The sequence below is a fragment of the Paenibacillus sp. FSL R7-0198 genome, from assembly GCF_038000415.1.
Classification (GTDB): domain Bacteria; phylum Bacillota; class Bacilli; order Paenibacillales; family Paenibacillaceae; genus Paenibacillus.
The window spans coordinates 4,861,379-4,881,781 of sequence record NZ_JBBOCB010000001.1; the positions used below are offsets into that span (position 1 = coordinate 4,861,379).

At 47.3% G+C, this 20,403-nt stretch carries 15 protein-coding genes; 13 read left to right on the forward strand and 2 right to left on the reverse strand.

Going from position 1 to position 20,403, the window contains the following annotated elements; all coding sequences use genetic code 11:
• Positions 1–65 precede the first annotated feature (65 nt).
• The 8 genes from MKY87_RS21085 (at position 66) to MKY87_RS21120 (ending at position 12,973) form a co-directional block, all read left to right on the forward strand.
• Positions 66–779 carry a response regulator transcription factor gene (locus MKY87_RS21085; RefSeq protein WP_210109649.1) on the forward strand — a complete coding sequence of 238 codons (714 nt, stop codon included), beginning with the start codon at positions 66–68 and terminating at the stop codon, positions 777–779.
• Entirely contained in the window at positions 776–2,242 is a 1,467-nt protein-coding gene (locus MKY87_RS21090; protein ID WP_340966033.1) for a sensor histidine kinase, read from the forward strand. Before MKY87_RS21085 ends, MKY87_RS21090 begins: the two co-directional genes overlap by 4 nt.
• Complete coding sequence (locus MKY87_RS21095) at positions 2,239–3,402, forward strand: hypothetical protein (RefSeq protein WP_340966035.1); 1,164 nt, start codon at positions 2,239–2,241, stop codon at positions 3,400–3,402. Before MKY87_RS21090 ends, MKY87_RS21095 begins: the two co-directional genes overlap by 4 nt.
• A gap of 386 nt (positions 3,403–3,788) precedes the next feature.
• Entirely contained in the window at positions 3,789–4,472 is a 684-nt protein-coding gene (locus MKY87_RS21100) for an ABC transporter ATP-binding protein (protein WP_338591454.1), read from the forward strand.
• A gap of 18 nt (positions 4,473–4,490) precedes the next feature.
• Positions 4,491–5,861 carry an ABC transporter permease gene (locus MKY87_RS21105; protein ID WP_340966037.1) on the forward strand — a complete coding sequence of 457 codons (1,371 nt, stop codon included), beginning with the start codon at positions 4,491–4,493 and terminating at the stop codon, positions 5,859–5,861.
• 28 nt (positions 5,862–5,889) lie between these two features.
• A complete protein-coding gene (locus MKY87_RS21110) occupies positions 5,890–6,966 on the forward strand; it encodes an efflux RND transporter periplasmic adaptor subunit (RefSeq protein ID WP_340966039.1) in 1,077 nt (358 codons plus the stop codon).
• A 571-nt stretch (positions 6,967–7,537) separates the two neighbouring features.
• Positions 7,538–9,982 carry a glycoside hydrolase family 6 protein gene (locus MKY87_RS21115; protein WP_340966040.1) on the forward strand — a complete coding sequence of 815 codons (2,445 nt, stop codon included), beginning with the start codon at positions 7,538–7,540 and terminating at the stop codon, positions 9,980–9,982.
• Between the two features lie 654 nt (positions 9,983–10,636).
• Positions 10,637–12,973 carry a rhamnogalacturonan lyase gene (locus MKY87_RS21120; protein ID WP_340967510.1) on the forward strand — a complete coding sequence of 779 codons (2,337 nt, stop codon included), beginning with the start codon at positions 10,637–10,639 and terminating at the stop codon, positions 12,971–12,973.
• A gap of 211 nt (positions 12,974–13,184) precedes the next feature.
• Here the strand turns inward: MKY87_RS21120 and MKY87_RS21125 are convergent, their stop codons facing one another.
• Positions 13,185–13,820, reverse strand: coding sequence for a histidine phosphatase family protein (locus MKY87_RS21125; protein WP_340966042.1), 636 nt, complete (start codon positions 13,818–13,820; stop codon positions 13,185–13,187).
• 181 nt (positions 13,821–14,001) lie between these two features.
• On the opposite strand from MKY87_RS21125, the gene MKY87_RS21130 reads away from it, so the two are divergent.
• Both MKY87_RS21130 and MKY87_RS21135 read left to right on the forward strand, forming a co-directional pair.
• Positions 14,002–15,015 (forward strand): AraC family transcriptional regulator, encoded by a 1,014-nt coding sequence (locus tag MKY87_RS21130; protein WP_340966044.1) that lies wholly within the window; start codon positions 14,002–14,004, stop codon positions 15,013–15,015.
• Between the two features lie 189 nt (positions 15,016–15,204).
• Positions 15,205–16,710, forward strand: coding sequence for an alpha-glucosidase/alpha-galactosidase (locus tag MKY87_RS21135; protein WP_340966046.1), 1,506 nt, complete (start codon positions 15,205–15,207; stop codon positions 16,708–16,710).
• Positions 16,711–16,788: 78 nt separating this feature from the next.
• Here MKY87_RS21135 and MKY87_RS21140 read toward each other — a convergent pair whose 3' ends face one another.
• The gene (locus tag MKY87_RS21140) at positions 16,789–17,322 is read right to left on the reverse strand and encodes a hypothetical protein (protein ID WP_340966047.1); all 534 of its coding nucleotides are present in this window, start codon (positions 17,320–17,322) and stop codon (positions 16,789–16,791) included.
• 299 nt (positions 17,323–17,621) lie between these two features.
• Between MKY87_RS21140 and MKY87_RS21145 the strand changes: the two genes are divergently transcribed.
• The 3 genes from MKY87_RS21145 to MKY87_RS21155 all read left to right on the forward strand — a co-directional run bounded on the left by MKY87_RS21145 (position 17,622) and on the right by MKY87_RS21155 (position 19,953).
• Entirely contained in the window at positions 17,622–18,392 is a 771-nt protein-coding gene (locus MKY87_RS21145; protein WP_036606344.1) for an amino acid ABC transporter substrate-binding protein, read from the forward strand.
• A 112-nt stretch (positions 18,393–18,504) separates the two neighbouring features.
• A complete protein-coding gene (locus tag MKY87_RS21150) occupies positions 18,505–19,164 on the forward strand; it encodes an amino acid ABC transporter permease (protein ID WP_340966049.1) in 660 nt (219 codons plus the stop codon).
• Positions 19,165–19,197: 33 nt separating this feature from the next.
• Entirely contained in the window at positions 19,198–19,953 is a 756-nt protein-coding gene (locus MKY87_RS21155) for an amino acid ABC transporter ATP-binding protein (RefSeq protein WP_340966050.1), read from the forward strand.
• The last annotated feature ends 450 nt before the right edge of the window (positions 19,954–20,403 follow it).

Here is a 20,403-nt window from a genome sequence, read left to right on the forward strand (position 1 = left end):
ATACGGCTTGGGATACAAAATATAGGCAGATGAAATTCATAGAGCAGGGAGATTACGAGGGTATCATGAGACAAAAAGAGATTTTAATTATTGAGGACGAGGAGTCCATTCGCGATATTTTGTCCTATTCGTTACGTAAGGAAGGATTTGAGATCAAGGAAGCAGCTACGGGAAAAGAGGGTCTGGATCTGCTTCGGGATTCGAAGCCGGATCTGATTCTGTTGGACCTGATGCTGCCAGATATGAGCGGTTTTGATGTGTGCAGACAACTATCTGTGAATTCCAAGATACCTGTCATCATGATTACTGCGAAGTCGGACATGCTGGACAAGGTACTTGGCATGGAGCTGGGGGCAGATGACTATATCACGAAGCCTTTTGATATCCGTGAGGTGGTTGCGCGCATTCGGGCAATATTTCGTCGGATTGATCTCATCAGTGAGACACTGGAGAATCAATCCTATGAGGTGGTAAGGCTTGGCAAACATATTGAGATTCGCAAGGATGAACGGGAAGTGTGGAAAGACGGGGAACGCGCAGGACTCACCAATAAGGAATATGACCTGTTGTTATTTCTCGTGACCCATCATCGCAAGGTGCATACACGTTCTGAACTGCTGGACAAAGTATGGGGATTTGATTTTGCAGGGGATACCCGAACGGTGGACATTCATGTGCAACGGATTCGCAAGAAATTGGATAGTGGTGCGCAGGGCATTTCGATGATTGAAACGGTATTCGGTGTGGGGTACAAGCTGAATATTCAGGTACAGACATGAAGTGGACGATCCAGTTCAAAATGGTGGTGTTATTCTCGGTCATCGTCTTTATCGGATTCTCCGTTCTGTTGATTCTGTCCAATAAGGTGGCACAGGAGAATATGTATCGGGAAGTGCATGAGGATATGGTGCAATCCAAAAGAAATCTGGACATCGCGCTCAATCAGTACTTCCTGATTCATAACAAACGCATGAGCAGAGACTCGCTCGAAGCCGGAAGTCGCGAGCTCGCGGAGCAGATTGGTTCAGCGGTTGGTGGAAAGATTACGGTATTCCGTCCTGATGCTTCGCCCTACGGATCTGCTAGTAGCAAGGTTAACGTTGCCAAGCGCTCTGACCATCCTGATGTGGAGCAAGCCATACAATCCCGGATCGCTTACACCACCGTTGTGGATAAAGGTCGGGTCATCTCCAGTCTGTCCTTCCCACTTCAGATGGAACAACAATTGATTGGCATTGTGCAGTTGGAAAAGGATTACACGGACCTGTACAAACGCAATCTTCGGTTCCAAAATACGATCAAGTTGTTTGCAGCGGTTATTTTCGTATTTGTATTTATCGCATCCATCTTTATTTCCCGGAAAATTACACAACCTATCCGTGTACTCACGAAACGTTCTGCGGAAGTGGCCCAGGGAAGTCTGAATGCAGACATTCAGATTACGACCAAGGATGAGATTGGTGAATTGGCTTCAAGCTTCACTGTCATGATTAATCGGGTACGGGAGCAGATTGATGTGATTGAGCAGGAGCGGGACGAAGTGAAACAAGTGCAGGCGCGAAGCAAAGTCTTTTTTGACAATGTGACGCATGAATTGAAGACACCCTTAACAACGATTCTGGGGTACGCCCAGATTTTGCGGGATAACGGATTTACCGATCAGGACTTTTTTGACAAAGGCATGAATTATATTATTAAGGAAAGCCAGCGTCTCAACACGATGGTTGCGGATATTCTGGAGGTATCGGTCTCCTCTGCGGTCATTCAGGCGTACCGTTTCGAACGTATCGATGTATCGGATATTATCCGTGAAGCTTGCGAGGATATGTCGATTAAGGCCAGTAAGTACAATATAGGGATTCATTATGAGCTGGAGGAACACCAGTATCTTCAGGGAGATCGGGATAAGCTGAAGGAGGTCTTCCTCAACGTTCTGGATAACTCGGTCAAGTACAGTGATGTAAACTCAATCATTGAAGTACAATCCTTCCGGTTAGGTGATTCCATCGCGATTGTAATTCGTGATCAGGGGGAAGGAATCGGAGCTGAAGCGCTCCAGCATGTATTTGAACCCTTTTACCAGGATAAAGGAATCAACAGGGCCGAGAAAGGCAGTGCCGGGCTGGGTCTGTCTATTGTGAAGAACATCGTTGAGCGTCATGGAGGAACAGTGGAGATGAAGAGCATCATGCGGCAAGGGACACAAGTAAATATCAGTCTTCCGGGGGAAATGAACGCATGAGACATCCTGGATTTTGGCGTAAACACCGAGACATATTGATGCTGTCCGGGCTGTTGATCACATTTGTCAGCGGGATTTTTGGGATTGGAAGCCTGTTCAGTATTGGAAATCTCAAGCCTAGAACAGTAATTTTGCCAAGTGAGCAATTCAACAGTCGTCTGGCGCCACCACCGAGCAGTACGATTCAGATCGAGTCGGCGACCAAGATTCCGAATGACTTCGCGATCTTTGATTTTGAAGTGGTAGACCGGAACACAATTATATTGAATCAATCGGAACCTTCCTATTCAGGGCTTCAACTGTCTCTCCTGCATCTGGATGATAATGAAGTTAAGAATATTGCGAGTAATACGGATTATGGCGTTGCAATCAGTCCAAATCACAAGAAAATCATATACTCCCAGTACCGGGCGGGTCAGGCACAGAAGACATCGTATGAGTATGTGATTGAGGATGGGAAACGTCGCAAGCTTCCGAACGACAACTCGTATTATCGAGTGTTTGTAGGGAACGAATCCTACATTGGTCAGGATGATCTGTTATTTAAACAAGTTGATCTGAGCCAGGGGACGAGTCATATCATCTACACGCATGAAGAGCTGATGGACATGTTCACAGGATCGAAACAAGGGAAAAGTTCGAATGATACGTTTATCGTAATGGATGTGTTGCAGGTCAGCGAAGATCTGAAGCAGTTTTATATGCTGGTGATGCTGAAAGACAAGTATGCCATCTATCGTGTATCGCTTGAGGATGGGCATGAAGTGAAGGCGTATGCTGCAATGGAAGACATTCTACAATTCAAGTTGCTGAAAAATGGTGACATGCTCATCCAGGGAACGATGAATAAGGTACAGGGACTATATCGGTATCGTGCAGCACAGGAGCAATATGATCTGGTATTAAAAGGTTCCATCTGGAACTTCGAACTGGATGCAGATGAATCGCGAATAGCGTACTTTTATCCGATGGACAATCAGAATCAGAAGAGTGAGTTGCATGTTGCTTACCTGAATGACAGCAAGCTTTCGTCCGATACGGTGATCTACCGCAATATTGATAACTTTACTAATCTGAAGTGGAATAACGATGAGCTATTTGCAGTGGGCAGTACGATGGATAAAAGTGAGTTGTACCGCTTTAGTTTCAGAGCCTGGTAAGCTGTGGAAGGTATACGAATATAAGACCTTGGTCTGGTGGAGCTGGCGATATCTCCTCTGCGGACAAGGTCTTTTTGTTTTGACATTTTACAAGTTGGATACAACTCCGGCCAGCCCGGATACATCTCCACCCTATAATGAAAAGGGAATGTGCTACGCGAATCTATACATACAAGTTCAAAAAAACTGGTTTTCAGTACCGAGAAGATGGGATGAAGCTAGAAATGGAGTAGCAGAGCGTAGGGAAAACTACGTGAGCAACGGACATTTCGGCTGAATTCTATATTCGATGTTGATGATGTCATTAGACATCCTTCGTAATCAAAAGCGGGCTTTTTGAACAACCTCTGTACATATTTAGCAAGTAGAAAGGAAGAAATGTAGTAATGCTTCAAGTTGAACAATTATCCCACTCGTTCCGCAATGGCCAGGGAACCGTGCCGGTGCTTCAGGATATCAACCTGACGATTGAAGAAGGCAAGATGGTAGCCCTGCTGGGCAGTTCTGGTTCGGGTAAGTCCACGCTGCTGAATCTGATGGCGGGGCTGATGAAACCGGATCAGGGCAAGATTCTAATTGCGGGACAAGATATTGTACGTTTCAGTGAAAATCGCCTGGCTGAGTTCAGGCGCAGTCACATCGGGTTTATTTTCCAGTCCTATGAGCTGCTGTCTAATCTTACGATCCGTGAAAATGTAGAGTTACCTTTGGTGTTCATGGGCATCAGCCCTTCGAAACGCAAAGCAAAAGCATTAAAGCTACTGGAACAGGTTGGACTGAGTGAAAAAGCAAACTTGTTCCCGTCTCAGTTGTCGGGCGGTCAACAACAACGTGTCAGTATTGCTCGCTCGCTCATTACCGAACCCTCGGTGATCTTTGCAGATGAGCCTACCGGGAATCTGGATACCGAGACGGAGGAAGAGATTATTGCGATTTTGCAGCAGCTTAACCGGGATATGAATACCACCTTTGTCATTGTGACACATGAAGCAGAGGTCGCGGAGCAGATGCAGGTCGTGCTGACACTGCAACATGGCATACTGGTCGAAGAGGCTGTAAGGGAAGTTTGAGGCAAAAGGAGAAGAAATGTGAGAATACGGGATGTAGCACGTATGGCCTGGGGACAGATCATTCGCAGAAAAATGGTCACACTGTTGTGCATGATGGGGCTGTCCATCGGCTCTGCCGCCATGATCATTGCACTTAGCGTGGGGCAGTCCGTACAGACCTATAGTGAGAAAACATTAAACGACAATTACAAGATGGATGAGATTACGATTACACCTAATGAAGGCATTCGTACCGGCAACGGCAAGGGGAGTGGTCAGACATCGAAGTTTGAACGGGGTGCGCTGACGTTGGAGAAAATTCAGATTATCCAAAGACTTCCTCATGTGGTTGCCGTGGCTCCCATGTTAAAGCTGGATTCGCTCGAAATGGTGCTTCCGGATGGTCGCAGCACTTATGTTGAGGTCATTGGGACCCAGCTGGAGACCCTTGACGGTTTTGGATACACCTATGCTGAGGGACGTGGGGCAGAAGATGGTCGTATGGCGGTGACCAGTTATGGAGCCGCGTTCGGACTCGTGGACCCGAAAGTAACTCAGAAGTTATTCGAGCAGTTGAATGCTGATCCATATAACAATGAGCTTTTGCAGCAGTATACGGAAATGTCATCGAAGCAGGATCAGCTCGTTCAGCAAAGTATTCAGTTTCGATATGAAGATTATACCAATGCAAGTAAAACAAAAATGAGCGGCTCGATACGCGTGTCTGGAGAACTGACGAAGCCTTCCAACACGGATGAAATGAGTGCTCAAAACGATAAAAAGGTATATCTGCCGCTGGATACAGCTCGTGCCTTGCAGGATGAGCTTGGATTGCAGCAGGCTGACAGTAGTGCAGCCAAACATCTTAACTCGGCTCTGGTCAAGGTTGAGGACAAACGTTATGTATCCCAGGTGGAAGAACAGATTAAAAAGCTGACGTTAAACACACAGAGTAATCTGTTCCAGGAGGAAGCGATGGCAGGTCAATTGGCGATGTACCAGAAAGCGGCATTGGGGATCGGTGGTTTTATCATGCTGCTGGCCTCATTATCCATTATTGTAGCGATGATTATGTCTACGCATCAGCGTCGTAAACAGATTGGTGTGATGAAGGTGCTGGGCGCAAATCTGTGGCAGATCCGTCAGATGTTTATTACGGAAGCAGCGATGCTTGGATTGATGGGCGGCGTGGCTGGTGTGGGGATTGCCTTTGCTGCCCTCGGCGGGGTGAACAGTCTGCTGGCGAGTCAGATGGCAGATCAGATGAATGGCCCGATGAGCGTCTTTATTCAGCAGTCGGCTCTGCCACTTGGCATCGTTTTTGCTGTTCTGGTTGGCATTGTATCGGGTATATATCCGGCAATTAGCGCATCCCGAACCAATGCATTAACTGTGATCAAATCGATGTAATTTTATCAGCGAAAGGGAAATTGGGCACATGAAGAAATGGATTAAAATTATCATCACCGTTGTACTTTTGGCAGGTGTGGGGTACTGGTTGTATGAAAAGTACAAGCCAAAACCGGAGGCGCCTATAGAGATTCCGCCCCCGATTACCTTTGATGTGACACAGGAAACGATGACGCAAACTATTCAGGTGAAGGGGAAATCCGTATACACCGATCAGACGGATATCTTCGCTCCGTATGCTTCCAACATCAAGCAGTGGCACGTGAAAAGTGGTGAGCAGGTGAGCAAAGGCGATATCCTGTTTACCCTCGATACTTCCACGTTACAAACGGAAGTAGAACAACTGCAGAGTGATCTGGAGAAAGCCCAGTTGGAAAACAAGATGAATCAGGTTAGCCTGGATCAGGTGAATATGAGCGAGGCGCTTGGCGTGACGGAAGAGGAGCGCAAGAAAGCATTTGCAGATCGAGAAGGTAAACGCCTGACGAATGAGTTGAATCAAAAAGCGCTGGTCCTCAAGGAGAAGGAGATACAGAAAAAGCAGGCAGTAATAAGTAAGTCTGTTGTGTATGCTTCCGCTTCCGGTATATTTCAGATGAATGAAGAGGACAGCAAGACACGTGCAGTGACGGAAGGACAGTTAATCGGGTCCATTACAAATATCAGCAAACTGAAATTCATGACGATTGTTGGTGAAGAAGAAATGTTCAGGCTTAAGGTGGGGATGCCGGTTAAGGTACGAATGACAGCGCAGAAAGACCTGGAATTCACCGGGAAGGTGAGCAAGGTATCCAAATTCGCCCGCAAGAGTACCGATACGGACCTCAAGCAAGCTTCCCAGTTTGATGTGGTCATTGATCTGAAGCCGGACGCCAGAATGTATGGAGGCGTGAGTCTGGAAGGCGATATCGAGACGATGCGGAAGGATAAAGTGACGGTAGTGTCCAGCCTCGCGATCATGCGGGATCAGACCGAGCCTTACGTACTGTTAGACAAAGGCAATGGACAGACAGAGCCGCTGACCATCCAGGCTGGAATGGAATCGGGGGACAAGACGGAGGTGGTTAGCGGGTTGAAACCGGGAGATGTCGTTGTGCTGCCTTAGATGTAGGAATATAAGAACAAGGCATTATATGTAATGACGATCTAGACGAGAAGGTTAATTCGGCATTGAAAAACACGAGGTTCATTGTGGCAGATTGCCAGGATGGACCTCGTGTGTCTTTTGGAGCAAGGGATGTCCAGAATCCTGCCTGAATTATGGAAAAAAATATAATTAAATTTATATAATTCAATTTACAGTAATATTTACATGTCGTATAATCAGAACATAAGGAGGTGACACCGAACATCATGTTTGTAGATGGATAGGCGAAGGCCTTTTTTTTAACTGCTTAAAGAAAGCGCTTACCCAATTTGGGATTCAGACATCCCGTAAGTCATTGTTCACACTTCTTCATGTCTAACACACGTTCAACCACACCCACCATATTATACTCATTCACATGATTAGCCCTCACACACCATTTGTTTGCTCAAGATTCCAGTCATACAACCATTTCTTTTGGAGGTGATACAACCAACTCATCCGAACGTTCTCTTCGTGCTAAGCATCATAATGACACAGAGGATCAGACATGAGTACAACCCAATCTAACTAAAGGAAAGGTGGAACTATGAAGACTAAATTGAAAACCAAATCGAGAGGTAAGAAGATCCTGCGCAAAGGTGTAAAGCAAATGTTGGCAGCAACGCTGCTCGCTGCGGGGATTTTCCCTGGATTGTCTCCAGGCTTGACTCAGGCGGCTGAAGCACATGTGGATAATCCATTTGTAGGGGCAACCGCTTATCTGAACCAGGACTACTCGGCTCTCGTGGATACGTCCATTGCGCTGACCAACGATGCATCGTTGAAGGCCAAGATGGAGACAGTCAAATCGTATCCAACCGCAGTATGGATTGACCGGATTGCTGCAATCTATGGCGGCTCGGACAACGCTGGTCGCAAAAGTGTAGAGCAACATCTTGATGCCGTTCTTGCTCAAAAGAAACCGGGTACGCCAATAACGGCTTCATTTGTTATTTACAATCTGCCCGGACGGGATTGTCATGCACTTGCATCGAATGGTGAACTTCCACTAACACAGGCAGCACTGCAGACGTATAAAACGGATTATATTGATGTCATAGCAGATATCTTCGCAGATCCGAAGTATCAGGATATTCGTATTATTGCTGTCATTGAACCGGACAGTCTGCCTAACCTTGTGACCAACCTGAGTACACCAGCTTGTGGTCAAGCCAGCTCAACAGGTATCTATGAGGCGGGTGTGAAGTATGCATTGGACAAGCTGCACGCCATTCCGAATGTGTACAACTATCTGGACATCGGCCACTCCGGCTGGCTTGGATGGGATAACAACCGTTCTGCAGCAGTCGCGCTGTATACAAGTGTTGTGCAAGGAACAGCCGCAGGTCTGAGCAGTGCAGATGGCTTCATTACAAATACAGCAAACACTACACCGCTGGGGGAGCCGAACCTGTCTAACCCTGATCTCAATATCGGTGGACAACCGATTAAATCGGCCAAGTTTTATGAGTGGAATCCTTATTTTGACGAAACCGATTTCACTGCTGCGCTGTATGCCGATTTCGTACAAGCTGGCTGGCCAAGCAGCACAGGTTTCCTGATTGATACTAGCCGGAATGGGTGGGGCGGGGTAGACCGTCCAGCATCTGCTACGGGCAGCAACATCAACGATTATGTGAATTCCGGACGTGTAGATCGCCGGGAGCATCGGGGGAACTGGTGTAATGCCAGTGGCGCAGGTATTGGTGAAGCACCTAAGGCTGCACCAGGACCAGCGCATCTGGATGCTTATGTATGGGTGAAACCTCCGGGTGAATCCGATGGCTCCAGCTCCGAAATTCCGAATAACGAAGGCAAAGGTTTCGACCGGATGTGTGATCCAACCTTCACAACTCGGGATGGTGTATTAACAGGTGCGTTGCCTAATGCTCCGGTATCGGGTCACTGGTTCCATGATCAATTCGTGGCACTGGTGAAAAATGCATTCCCTGTACTGCCTGCCAGTAACGGTGGAGGCAATCCTCCGGGCGGAACAACAGCTCCGGCAGCACCAGCAGCATTGACGGCTACTGCCGGTAATGCTCAAGTCTCCTTGACGTGGACTGCATCTACAGGTGCAACGAGTTATAGTGTGAAGCGGGCACTGAGTGCATCAGGTCCATTCACAACAATTGCAGCTAACGTGAGTGGAACATCTTACAGCAACACCGGCCTGATCAATGGTACAACCTATTATTATGTGGTAACGGCAACAAACACAGTAGGTGAAAGTGTTAACTCTGCAACAGCGACAGCTACACCCGTTGCAGGTGTGACGGCGCCAGCTGCACCGACTGCTCTCACAGCAACTGCAGGCAATGCACAGGTGAGCCTGACGTGGACCGCTTCTACAGGTGCAACAAGTTATGATGTGAAACGCGCGCTGAGTGCAACAGGTCCGTTCACAACGATCGCGGCGAATGTGAGTGGTACGTCCTACACGAACACTGCCCTCACGAACGGCACAACGTATCATTATGTGGTAAGTGCAGTGAATACAGCAGGGCAAAGTGCCAATTCCGCTGTAGCTTCCGCGACACCTCAAAGTGTCGTTGTACCAACGAGTGATCTTGTCGTGCAATATCGTGCTGGAGATACCAATGCTCAAGATAGCCAGATCAAACCGTATTTCAACATCAAAAATCTGGGTAGTACTGCTGTGAATCTGAGTGATTTGAAGATCCGGTATTACTTCTCCAAAGAAGGCTCGGCTGCGATGGATTCTGCCATCGATTACGCTCAAATTGGCGGAGCCAATATCCAGCGGACCTTCACAGACTCGTATGTAGAGCTGAGCTTCACATCTGGCGCTGGCAGCATTCAGGCTGGTGGACAGACTGGAGACATCCAGCTTCGCATGTACAAAACAGACTGGTCCAACTTTGACGAGACGAATGACTACTCTTTCGATCCAACGAAAACATCCTACCAGGATTGGAACAAGGTAACGCTCTACCAAGGTGGAAACCTGGTATGGGGCATTGAGCCTTAAACTTTACTTGTAACTGTCTTAACCGCGATCCTCAGTGTTTTAGAGGATCGCGGTTTTTTGCTATGCATTACAAAGAGTCATTCTCGATTGAAGTACTTGATCAACTGAGGAACGTAGTGGAGGGGACGAAATCGATTCTGAAGAAACGAAGTGTTCGCCTTTATCACCGGATTTTACCCTTGGAAAGGGGATGGAAGAAAATCCGGGGATAACAGCGATCATAAGAACGATTCGTAACCGGAACGGATATCCCTCACAGCTGCAAGTTCTTTTTCTCAAATGACTCTAAAAACACTGATTATTGATCGTTTTGGACGGATATTTGCCTAGGGTCTGGCAGGCAGGATGTCTATAATAGAACCCGATGGGCGGGATCACCTCGCTCGGATTGGAATGAGAATGGAAGGGGGACCGCACTCCGATAGTCGGGTAAGTTGATTTCTCTTTTTTAATATTGGAAGCGTTATCATTGTGGATTCGGATCTTTCGTTGAAGAAGGTCTTTGTGGATTATCAAACGTCCAATCATCATCGTTGTGTATATGCGTCACCTATTCTGTCTCAAGGAGCGTGAAGGTGGATGAACTCAGAAACAACAGTGCCGGTACATAAGGGATCGGTGTCAGGTCGGCAATCCGGTCGCAGGAAGGCAAGTATGCCACTTGCAGCCAAGGTGCTCTCTTCGGCACTCAGCGTAGCTTTGCTCATTGGAGGAACAGCTGGCGTTACGGGAGCGGAAGCTTCCAACGGTAATGGGGCGACGGAGGCTGGCCTGCAATCAAATAAGGGGAGCAGTCACGTGAAAGAGATTCAACTGGAATATCTGGATCGGGGTCTGGTGGCTGCATCGACATCTGAAGGTGTTTTTCTCAGTTGGAGATTGCTTGGTGACGAGGCCACAGGGTATAGCGACAAAGGGCTGACAGGTACGGACTTTAACGTCTATCGTGATGGCAAAAAGATCGCTACGGTCACTGACAGCACCAACTATGTAGATTCCGCGGGTAAATCGTCTTCCCGTTATGAAGTGGCAGCGGTGAACAAGAAGGGCAAGGAGAGCAAACGCAGTGCATCCGTCAAACCTTGGGCGAATGGGTATGTGGATATTCCACTGCAAAAACCAGCCGATGGCGTGACGCCTGCGGGAGAAGCCTATACGTATTCCGCCAATGACATGAGCGTGGGGGATGTGGACGGGGATGGCCAATATGAGTTTTTCGTCAAATGGGACCCTTCCAACGCCAAGGACGTATCGCAAAAAGGATACACCGGTAAAACCTATATTGATGCTTATACCCTGGACGGTCAGTTGTTGTACCGAATCGATCTTGGGGTCAACATTCGTGCAGGTGCTCATTATACACAGATGCTCGTTTACGATTTTGACGGGGATGGCAAGGCTGAGATGATGTTCAAGACCGCTCCGGGCACGAAGATTATCAAATATAACAAAAAAGGAAAAGTGACCTCCGAGAAATACATCACGCTTCCGAAGCAGGATCGCAAGGCAGGGTACTCGAACGAAGATGATTATCGTTTAAGTGCGGATGGTTACTACGATTACGTGGTGGATATGTTCAGGAACTGGCATAAACACGACGAGGTTGTGAAGGGCAACTGGCCTGCAACATTGGAAGAGGCTTTTGGAATGGAGAAAAAATATAACTACCCATTATCTCAGCAGGATGCCGAGAGCCTGGCCGACTATTTCATTGATGTGTACGCAGTAGAACGCAGTAACCGCAATGAGCTGCGCAAGTTCGAAGGTTTTATTGTGGATGGACCGGAGTATGTTACGGTATTTGAAGGTAAATCAGGCAAAGAGCTGGAGACCATTCCATATGAACCCGAGCGTCATGATGATGGTCTGATGTGGGGCGATTATGCGATGGCACGGATTGAACCGGGGAATCGGGTGGACCGTTTCCTGGCAGGCGTGGCGTATCTGGACGGCAAGAAACCGTCTGCAATCTTTGCACGCGGATATTATACACGTTCAACGATGGTTGCCTACAATTGGGACGGCAAGAAGCTGAAAAAGGAATGGAAAGTGGACAGCGGCTGGACACCGATGAAGAACCCGTTTAATGATGGGCCACATGGTGTGGATGGCACGGATCCGCAGTATGGCTCTATTACTACTCAAGGTGCGCACTATTTCAGCGTGGCGGATGTGGATGGAGATGGCAAACAGGAGATTATCTATGGCTCGGCTACGATTGATCATGACGGCAGCGTGCTGTACAGCTCCACAGACCTGATGCCTGCCGAGAGTGCTGCACCGGGAACCATTGCCCGTCTGGGTCATGGGGACGCACTTCATGTAGCAGATATTGACCCGGATCGTCCGGGACTTGAGATTTTCATGGTTCACGAGGGTGGCCCTTGGGCGCCATACGGCTATTCCCTGAGGGATGCAAAGACCGGAGAAGTAATCTATGGTGGGTACACAGGGAAAGATACCGGACGCGGCATGGTAGGTGATGTTGATCCGACTCGTCGTGGGCTGGAGACATGGGCTGTAGGATTATGGACAGCTAAGGGTGAGAAAATCAGTGATCAGATGCCGGGAACAAATATGAATATCCGCTGGGCTGGTGACATGACGACACAGATCGTTGATGGTGCGATTGATGTTACCCCAACCATCAAAGACTGGAATCGTGGCACATTGCTGACGGCAACAGGCACATTGACCAACAATCACACCAAAGGTACGCCTTCTCTCGTGGCTGATATCTTCGGGGATTGGCGGGAAGAGATGCTGGTGAGAACGACGGACAGTTCAGCGATTCGTATCTATCTGAGTACCGAGAAGACAGACCGCAAGCTGTACACGCTGATGCATGATGCGATGTATCGTGTGGGCATTGCCGGACAGAACAGTGGATACAACCAGCCGTCCTATCCGTCCTTCTACATGGCATCGGATATAGACTGGTCCAAAGTAACGCTGCCTAAGTTCTACACGCCAGGTAAGGGCGGAAAGTAAGCAGGCCGGAGTAATAATAGGTAGCAATAGCAACGAAACATGTGTTCATGATCAGACTGTAACGTAACGCAGCGTCGTTAGTTTTAGGCGTTGGCTTCGAAGCTTGGAAGCTCTGGAATCCCCATGTGTCTCGGCACATGGAGGTTTCAGAGCTTTTTTACATAAGGATCTGCGGGCAGAGCTTGGCGTGTTCCCAGCCATCCGTGTTACATCATTCTTTTACATCGTTGGAGTCTAGATGCTTGGTAGAAGCGAACGCTTTAATAGTGTAGTTTCCTTGATCATGGATCAATGTGGTGATGGAGCACTCCGGGATAAGTTGGTTCTGCATAGTTATAAAATCGGAATGCCAGACGTTAAGCTCGCGCTCGGTAAAGGTTTGCACCAAAAAATCAGTAATGAGTCCACCATGTGTAACCACAATCATGTTACTGTTCCGGCTCTTCCCAGGCTCTTCATTAGCCAATTCGGTTAGGAGGGAGGCCAGCCGTTCACCAGCCTGTTTTGCCGAGTCACCCACGGGTGGAATGTAATCTGGGTCAGACGTACATCGATCCCACATCGCAATGAATTGTTCGAATGACTGATCCGGGCAATCGCCCCAATTGGCACGTTCGCGCAGGCGAGGATCTTCGGTTATATGGGAACGGGTGTGGCGGGCAATCATACTTGCGGTTTCTCGGGCTCGTCGAAGTGGACTGGTAAGGATTTTAGTAACGGGAAAGGCAGCTCTGGAAAAATGAAGTGCTGTGGCTTCGGCTTGTAAAACCCCTTCCGAAGTGAGGGAGACATCCCCAATTCGGCGTTCTTTGAGACCATGTCGCACCAAATGAAAGGTGGTACTCATGATTGGAAACCTCCTTAAGTATAGACAGTTCACATGAAGAATTAGACAATATACTAATTATATATTTATCTAATTAACTAATGCAATGATGGTTTTAATGAAGACAGTTTATATTCAACCTATAGAATTGCTACAATGGAGAAAAGTGAGGATCGATCGTTGTAGGACTGGAGGTATGGATATGAGCATCACGAATCGCTGGACAGGAAGCCTGTATCAGGAGGCGTTGCGAACAGAGGATTGTGGACCGCGTTTTTACGCGTACTACTATAAGCAATGGGACAACTATCGTATGTCCTATCACCATCATGATTCGACGGAGATCATGTATATTATTTCGGGAATGTGCCGGGTGGATGTGCAGATGCCGGATGGGAGTGCGGAGCAGACCGTTTTGAAAAAAGGGCAATTCATTATGCTCGACGCAGGTGTCCCGCACCGTTTGCTGGTGGAAGATGGTGTCCCTTGCCGGATGCTCAATGTGGAGTTTGGATTCTCAGGCTCACCTCCCGGACAGTTATCCATCCGCCAGCTCGCGTTGGAAGAGGAAGAAGTCCATACTTTACTAACCAATGCTTCGCCATACCTGGTACTGCCTGATCCAGAAGAGGTGTACCACATTATGAAAAGTCTGGTGTTGGAACTCGATCAGCGTGGTCTACTGGAGCAAGGAAGATCAACTGTGCCGATGAAGATCATTCCACCAGAAGAAAGGTCACATCACCGTGAAGCCCGGAATCTCTCGTCCCCGGAACAGGGTATGCTGGTGCGTACACTGTTTATTCAGTTGATGGTCCGTGTTGCACGTCTGCGCGGAGAAATGAGCCGGAGTGCGCCAGATCAGGCGGAACTGTACGTTAAACGAACCATTGAATTCATGCATCACAATATGGATCGCAACATTCAGATGAAGGATATCGCGGCAGCCGTCAATCTGCATCCGGGCTATTTACATCGCATTTTTCGTCAGCACACGCAGCGGACACCTACCGACTACCTGACGATGCTTCGCATGGAGAAGGCCAAGATGCTGCTTCAGCAGACGAATATCCCGATTTCGGAAATCTCTGACTATGTCGGAGTAGGCAGTCGTCAGTATTTTCATATGTTATTCAAAAAATATACAGGCCATACGCCAGTTGAGTTTCGCTCCTCTATGGAAAGACATGTCAGTCAGTACCCACCGGATGAATAGGCCAATAGCTGTTTATTTCGAATGCAAATGGATTATTGGATCTAACGCATAAAAGTTAGGATTTTTGACAACAAGATCTTGAACAGGTCATGATTTTGATAACGCTTCCCTATTTGCCGTTGGTACAATGATTTCATGAAGAGAGTCATTAACCGAAGTGAAAGATTCGGATTAGGGGAGGACATAGGCATGTCGTTTAAAGTGGCGTTTATCGGGGCAGGAAGTATCGGATTTACACGGGGGTTGTTAAGGGATTTGCTCACGGTACCAGAGTTTAACAACATTGAAATTGCATTCTGCGATATTAAACAGCACAATCTGGACATGGTGACTGAGCTGTGTCAGCGGGATATCCGTGAGAATGGATTGAATATTCAGATTCAACCGACAACAGATCGTAAAGAAGCATTGAAAGATGCAAAGTATGTACTGTGTACGATTCGTGTCGGGGGACTGGAAGCATTTGCAACCGATGTGGATATTCCACTGAAATATGGGGTAGACCAATGTGTTGGCGATACGCTGTGTGCAGGCGGCATTATGTATGGACAACGGGGAATCGCCGAGATGCTGGACATCTGTAAAGATATTCGTGAACAGAGCGCACCGGACGTGCTGCTCTTGAACTATTCCAATCCGATGGCGATGCTCACATGGGCTTGCAACAAGTACGGCGGTGTGCGGACGATCGGACTGTGTCATGGCGTACAGCATGGTCATCATCAGATTGCGGAAGCTTTTGGCTTGAAAAAGAGTGAAGTGGATATTGTCTGTGCCGGCATCAACCATCAGACCTGGTATATTCAGGCTTCTCATGAAGGTAAAGACCTTACAGGTGACCTGCTCGAAGCCTTCGAAAAACATCCGGAGTATAGCCGTACTGAGAAAGTGCGGATCGATATGCTGCGCCGCTTCGGATATTACAGTACAGAATCAAATGGTCATCTGAGTGAATACGTGCCGTGGTACCGCAAACGTCCGGAAGAGATCAACGAATGGATCGACCTGGGCAACTGGATTAACGGAGAAACAGGTGGGTATCTGCGGGTATGTACCGAGGGGCGCAACTGGTTCGAGACTGATTTTCCAAACTGGATGAAGGATGAACCGATGCAATTCATTCCGGAAAAACGGGGCGAGGAGCACGGTTCGTACATTATTGAAGGGCTGGAGACGGGACGTGTCTATCGTGGACATTTCAATACCGTTAATCATGGAGTAATCTCGAACCTGCCGGATGATGCGATTATTGAGGCACCGGGATATGTGGATCGCAACGGTATCTCTATGCCGCATGTAGGGGATCTGCCTCTTGGCCCGGCTGCGGTATGTAATGTGAGCATTTCCGTGCAACGTCTTGCGGTTGAAGCCGCGGTGAACGGAGATGACAAATTACTTCGTCAGGCGTTCATGATGGACCCGCTCGTGGGTGCCGTGTGTAATCCAAAAGAAATCTGGCAGATGGTCGACGAGATGCTGGTTGCACAGGCCCAGTGGTTGCCGCAGTACGGAGATGCGATTGCAGCTGCAGAAGCAAGACTTGCTGCAGGTGATCTGATTCCAACGAAGGAATATGAGGGCGCTGCTCGTCTCAAAGTGAAAACGGTGGAAGAGATGCAACAGGATCGCGATGCTGCGAACAAAAATGCGGGTGAATCTGATAAAGGGAAAGATCGCGAGAAAGTACAGCAATAGATAAAGGCAGGATGTACAACAACGAAATATAAAGAGTAGACGGGGCCCTCTCCAGTATTGGAGGGGCTCTGTTTGATTCTATTTTTTCTCAACGACACGAACCACAAATGTAAAAGAAGTATCTCCCAGGCTGATCTGTGAATCTTGAGGGGAAGACCAGCGGACAAATGCTCCATAATAATGTGTCGCTGGTTCCTTGGGAAGTTGGAAGGTCCCATCCGAAGAAGTAACGTATGCATTGCGGTTGTCCACAAATTCAGAAATACTTATCTCATCCGGGGGGATATCTGTGCCCATGTCTATGGATAAATCCTCACCGGCAAGAACTTGGACCGGAGTGTTGTCTTCAAAATTTAGACTAGCGTAATCAGCGCAGGTGCCTCCCCAGCAATAACTGCCCTGTATAGCAGGAATAGAGATGCCGCTTTCGCTCTGAATAGTTGGCGTAGGCAGTTTCTGAGGTAAGTTGGGTTCCGGTTCATGAACCTGTTTTGATCCCATTTCGACTTCCTTTGTACCATGACTTGAAGTAGGATTACAGCCGGATAATATCAGCATAGTTGAAAGAAAAACCAATGTGGTCAATGTTCTTATCGTATTGAAGAATTTCATTTCATTCACCTCCCTAATATTTTCCAGACGAAAAGCGAGAGAGAAATGTTGCTAATCAATGAGTGGGTACGGAGTTGAAGGGGCTACAAAATTGGGATTTCCAATGCGAGAAGCTGGTAGAACCGGCACAAGTGAAAGAGGTTTTTTCACAGATTGTTGACAATTAAGCTGCATGAAATAGAAGGAAATAGGCAAGAGACTCGACTCTTCTCCCATGCTATGTTATTATAAATCTCTGATAACGTGGTAACGAACTAAAGCGTTTGGGTTTTGGTTATAGACATGGAGGGGTTCGAGAGATGAGAAAAAAAGCGATTCTACTATTATTCATTAGCATATGTGTATTGATTGTGGCTGGTTGTTCCAGTTCCGCAAGCAAAGACGATAACACGATTGTTGTAGGAATTGATGACAAGTTTGCTCCAATGGGTTTCCGGGACGAGCAGAATGAAATTGTTGGTTTTGATATTGATTACGCAAGAGCTGCAGCGGAGAAAATGGGTAAAGAAATCACATTCCAGCCAATCGACTGGTCTTCCAAAGAGTCAGAGCTGAACAGTGGTCGTATCGACATGATCTGGAACGGGTACACCATTACGGATGAGCGTAAAGAGAAAGTGCTCTTCACGAAGCCGTATTTGGAAAATAGTCAGGTAGCCATTACCTTGGCAGACTCACCAATTACGAAGCTGGATGAACTCGATGGCAAAAATGTGGGATTGCAGGCACTGTCCTCCGCGGCAGATGCACTGGCAGCCAGTCCTCTGAAGGATAAAGTGAAAGCTTCCGAATTCAAGGATAACGTGCTTGCACTGACTGATCTGAAGACAAAACGTCTGGATGCGGTCATCATTGATGAAGTGGTAGCGAGATACTACATGTCCAAAGAAGAGGGAACATTCAAACTGATGGATGAATCTCTTGCACCGGAACAATATGGCATTGGTATCAAAAAAGGCAATGAAGAGCTTCTGAATCAGTTGCAAAAAGCGCTGGATGAGTTGAATGCAGACGGAACAGCGGCTAAGATCTCCACTCAATGGTTGGGTGAAGATAAGGTTCTGAAATAGGCAGGTTACACACCTGATATATAGTTAGAAACAAAACGGACCCCGTATTCCATGCTGGAGCGATTTATGCTTCGGAGGAATGCGGGGTTAACAGATTAGAGGAGACAAAATAATGAGTTGGGATTATCTATCGACCATTTTAAAACCGATGTTAGAGGGTGCACAGACCACCATTTTAATGTTCTTGCTGGCGATCGTGTTATCTGTGCCGCTTGGATTTGCAGTCACGCTCGCGATGAGAAGCCAAATTAAACCGCTGGCGTGGATTGCCCATACCTACGTCTACGTAATGCGAGGAACACCACTGCTGCTCCAAATTCTATTCTTCTGCTTCGGGTTACCGTTGCTTCCGGTAATTGGGGAATACTTGGTGTTTGATCGTTTTGTTGCGGCAGGGATTGCGTTCATTCTGAACTATGCGGCTTACTTTGCGGAAATCTTCAGGGGCGGACTGCTTTCCATTGATAAGGGGCAACATGAAGCGGCGAAAGTTCTGGGATTAACGAAGTGGCAGACAATGACCAAAGTCATCATCCCTCAGATGATTCGTATAGTATTGCCCGCAACGGCCAATGAGTCCATTACGCTCATCAAGGATACGGCACTGCTCTATGCTGTTGCTGTACCAGAGCTGTTGTATTATGCACAAGCGGCGGTGAATCGCGACTTGCAGCTGATCCCTTTCTTCGTGGCGGCGGTTATGTATCTGCTCATGACACTCGTACTCACCGTGCTGTTCAAGCTACTTGAGAAGCGGTTTTCATTTGAATAAATTAAATCTGATCAATCAAAGGACTGTCTGCATATGACACATATAATAGAAGTAAATCAGTTGAGAAAATCATTCGGTACACTTGATGTGCTGAAGCAGGTATCTTTCAACGTGGAACCAGGAGAAGTAATTGCCGTGATTGGACCTTCGGGTTCGGGTAAAAGTACAATGCTGCGCAGCCTAATTCATCTGGAGGATATTTCGGGCGGAACGATTCGTATTCAGGATCAGACGCTGGTTGATAATGGTCGTTACGCGGGTGCCGCAGATATTCGCAAGATGACGGATCGCATGGGCATGGTGTTTCAGCATTTTAACTTGTTCCCGCATCTGACTGTGCAGGCTAATCTGGAACTCGCACCGAAGACTTTGAAAAAAGAAAATTCAAGCGTCATTCGGTACCGCAGTCTGGAATTACTCGGCAAAGTAGGGCTGTCGGACAAGGCCGATGTCTATCCAGCCAATCTGTCCGGTGGACAGAAACAGCGTGTAGCTATTGCCCGCGCACTCATGATGCAACCGGATATCCTCCTGTTCGATGAGCCTACGTCGGCACTCGATCCGGAGCTGACCGGGGAAGTGTTACGCGTAATCAAACAACTGGCACAGGAAAACATGACGATGATGATTGTCACGCATGAGATGGGCTTTGCCCGTGACGTTGCGGATCGTGTATTTTTCATGGATAACGGTGAGATCGCAGAGGCGGGGCCTCCAGAACAGATCTTCGGCAATCCAAAGCTTGCACGTACCCGGACGTTTTTACAGCGGGTGGAAGTGGAAGGATAGAAGAAACTTCAAATTTAATAAATGTCGATAGAACGCAATCCTATGAGTAATAAGGGATTGCGTTCTTTTTTTGAAAGTAATAGCTTATGTCCACAGGTATATGTTCCAGATCATCAATACCAGGGTCAACACGATATAAGTTACTACATTCCAATATGTTCGAATTCGATAAGTGGTGTAACTCATGATTCCAAACAAAACAATACTAAAACATAAAACAGCTACATAATTTTGATAAAAAGCAATAAGTACAAGTATCAAAATCATAAGTATATTCATGACTTTATCGATTTTCATCTGAGTAATCCCCCAAAGATATTCAGAAAAGTATTACGTCTATAATACTATCTATATGTTAGAGGTATTCTTGATTTGTATCATCACACGGATAAACGGTTCTTAAATTCATATCCTTGAAGTACAATCTATAAGCGTATGGATTTATATATG

Excerpts from the sequence above, each read along its gene's own strand:
- MKY87_RS21115 (WP_340966040.1), top strand. The coding sequence starts at position 7,538 with ATGAAGACTAAATTGAAAACCAAATCGAGAGGTAAGAAGATCCTGCGC.
- MKY87_RS21120 (WP_340967510.1), top strand. The coding sequence starts at position 10,637 with ATGCCACTTGCAGCCAAGGTGCTCTCTTCGGCACTCAGCGTAGCTTTG.
- MKY87_RS21090 (WP_340966033.1), top strand. The coding sequence starts at position 776 with ATGAAGTGGACGATCCAGTTCAAAATGGTGGTGTTATTCTCGGTCATC.
- MKY87_RS21095 (WP_340966035.1), top strand. The coding sequence starts at position 2,239 with ATGAGACATCCTGGATTTTGGCGTAAACACCGAGACATATTGATGCTG.
- MKY87_RS21140 (WP_340966047.1), bottom strand. The coding sequence starts at position 17,322 with ATGAAATTCTTCAATACGATAAGAACATTGACCACATTGGTTTTTCTT.
- MKY87_RS21130 (WP_340966044.1), top strand. The coding sequence starts at position 14,002 with ATGAGCATCACGAATCGCTGGACAGGAAGCCTGTATCAGGAGGCGTTG.
- MKY87_RS21135 (WP_340966046.1), top strand. The coding sequence starts at position 15,205 with ATGTCGTTTAAAGTGGCGTTTATCGGGGCAGGAAGTATCGGATTTACA.
- MKY87_RS21125 (WP_340966042.1), bottom strand. The coding sequence starts at position 13,820 with ATGAGTACCACCTTTCATTTGGTGCGACATGGTCTCAAAGAACGCCGA.
- MKY87_RS21155 (WP_340966050.1), top strand. The coding sequence starts at position 19,198 with ATGACACATATAATAGAAGTAAATCAGTTGAGAAAATCATTCGGTACA.
- MKY87_RS21145 (WP_036606344.1), top strand. The coding sequence starts at position 17,622 with ATGAGAAAAAAAGCGATTCTACTATTATTCATTAGCATATGTGTATTG.
- MKY87_RS21110 (WP_340966039.1), top strand. The coding sequence starts at position 5,890 with ATGAAGAAATGGATTAAAATTATCATCACCGTTGTACTTTTGGCAGGT.
- MKY87_RS21100 (WP_338591454.1), top strand. The coding sequence starts at position 3,789 with ATGCTTCAAGTTGAACAATTATCCCACTCGTTCCGCAATGGCCAGGGA.
- MKY87_RS21150 (WP_340966049.1), top strand. The coding sequence starts at position 18,505 with ATGAGTTGGGATTATCTATCGACCATTTTAAAACCGATGTTAGAGGGT.
- MKY87_RS21085 (WP_210109649.1), top strand. The coding sequence starts at position 66 with ATGAGACAAAAAGAGATTTTAATTATTGAGGACGAGGAGTCCATTCGC.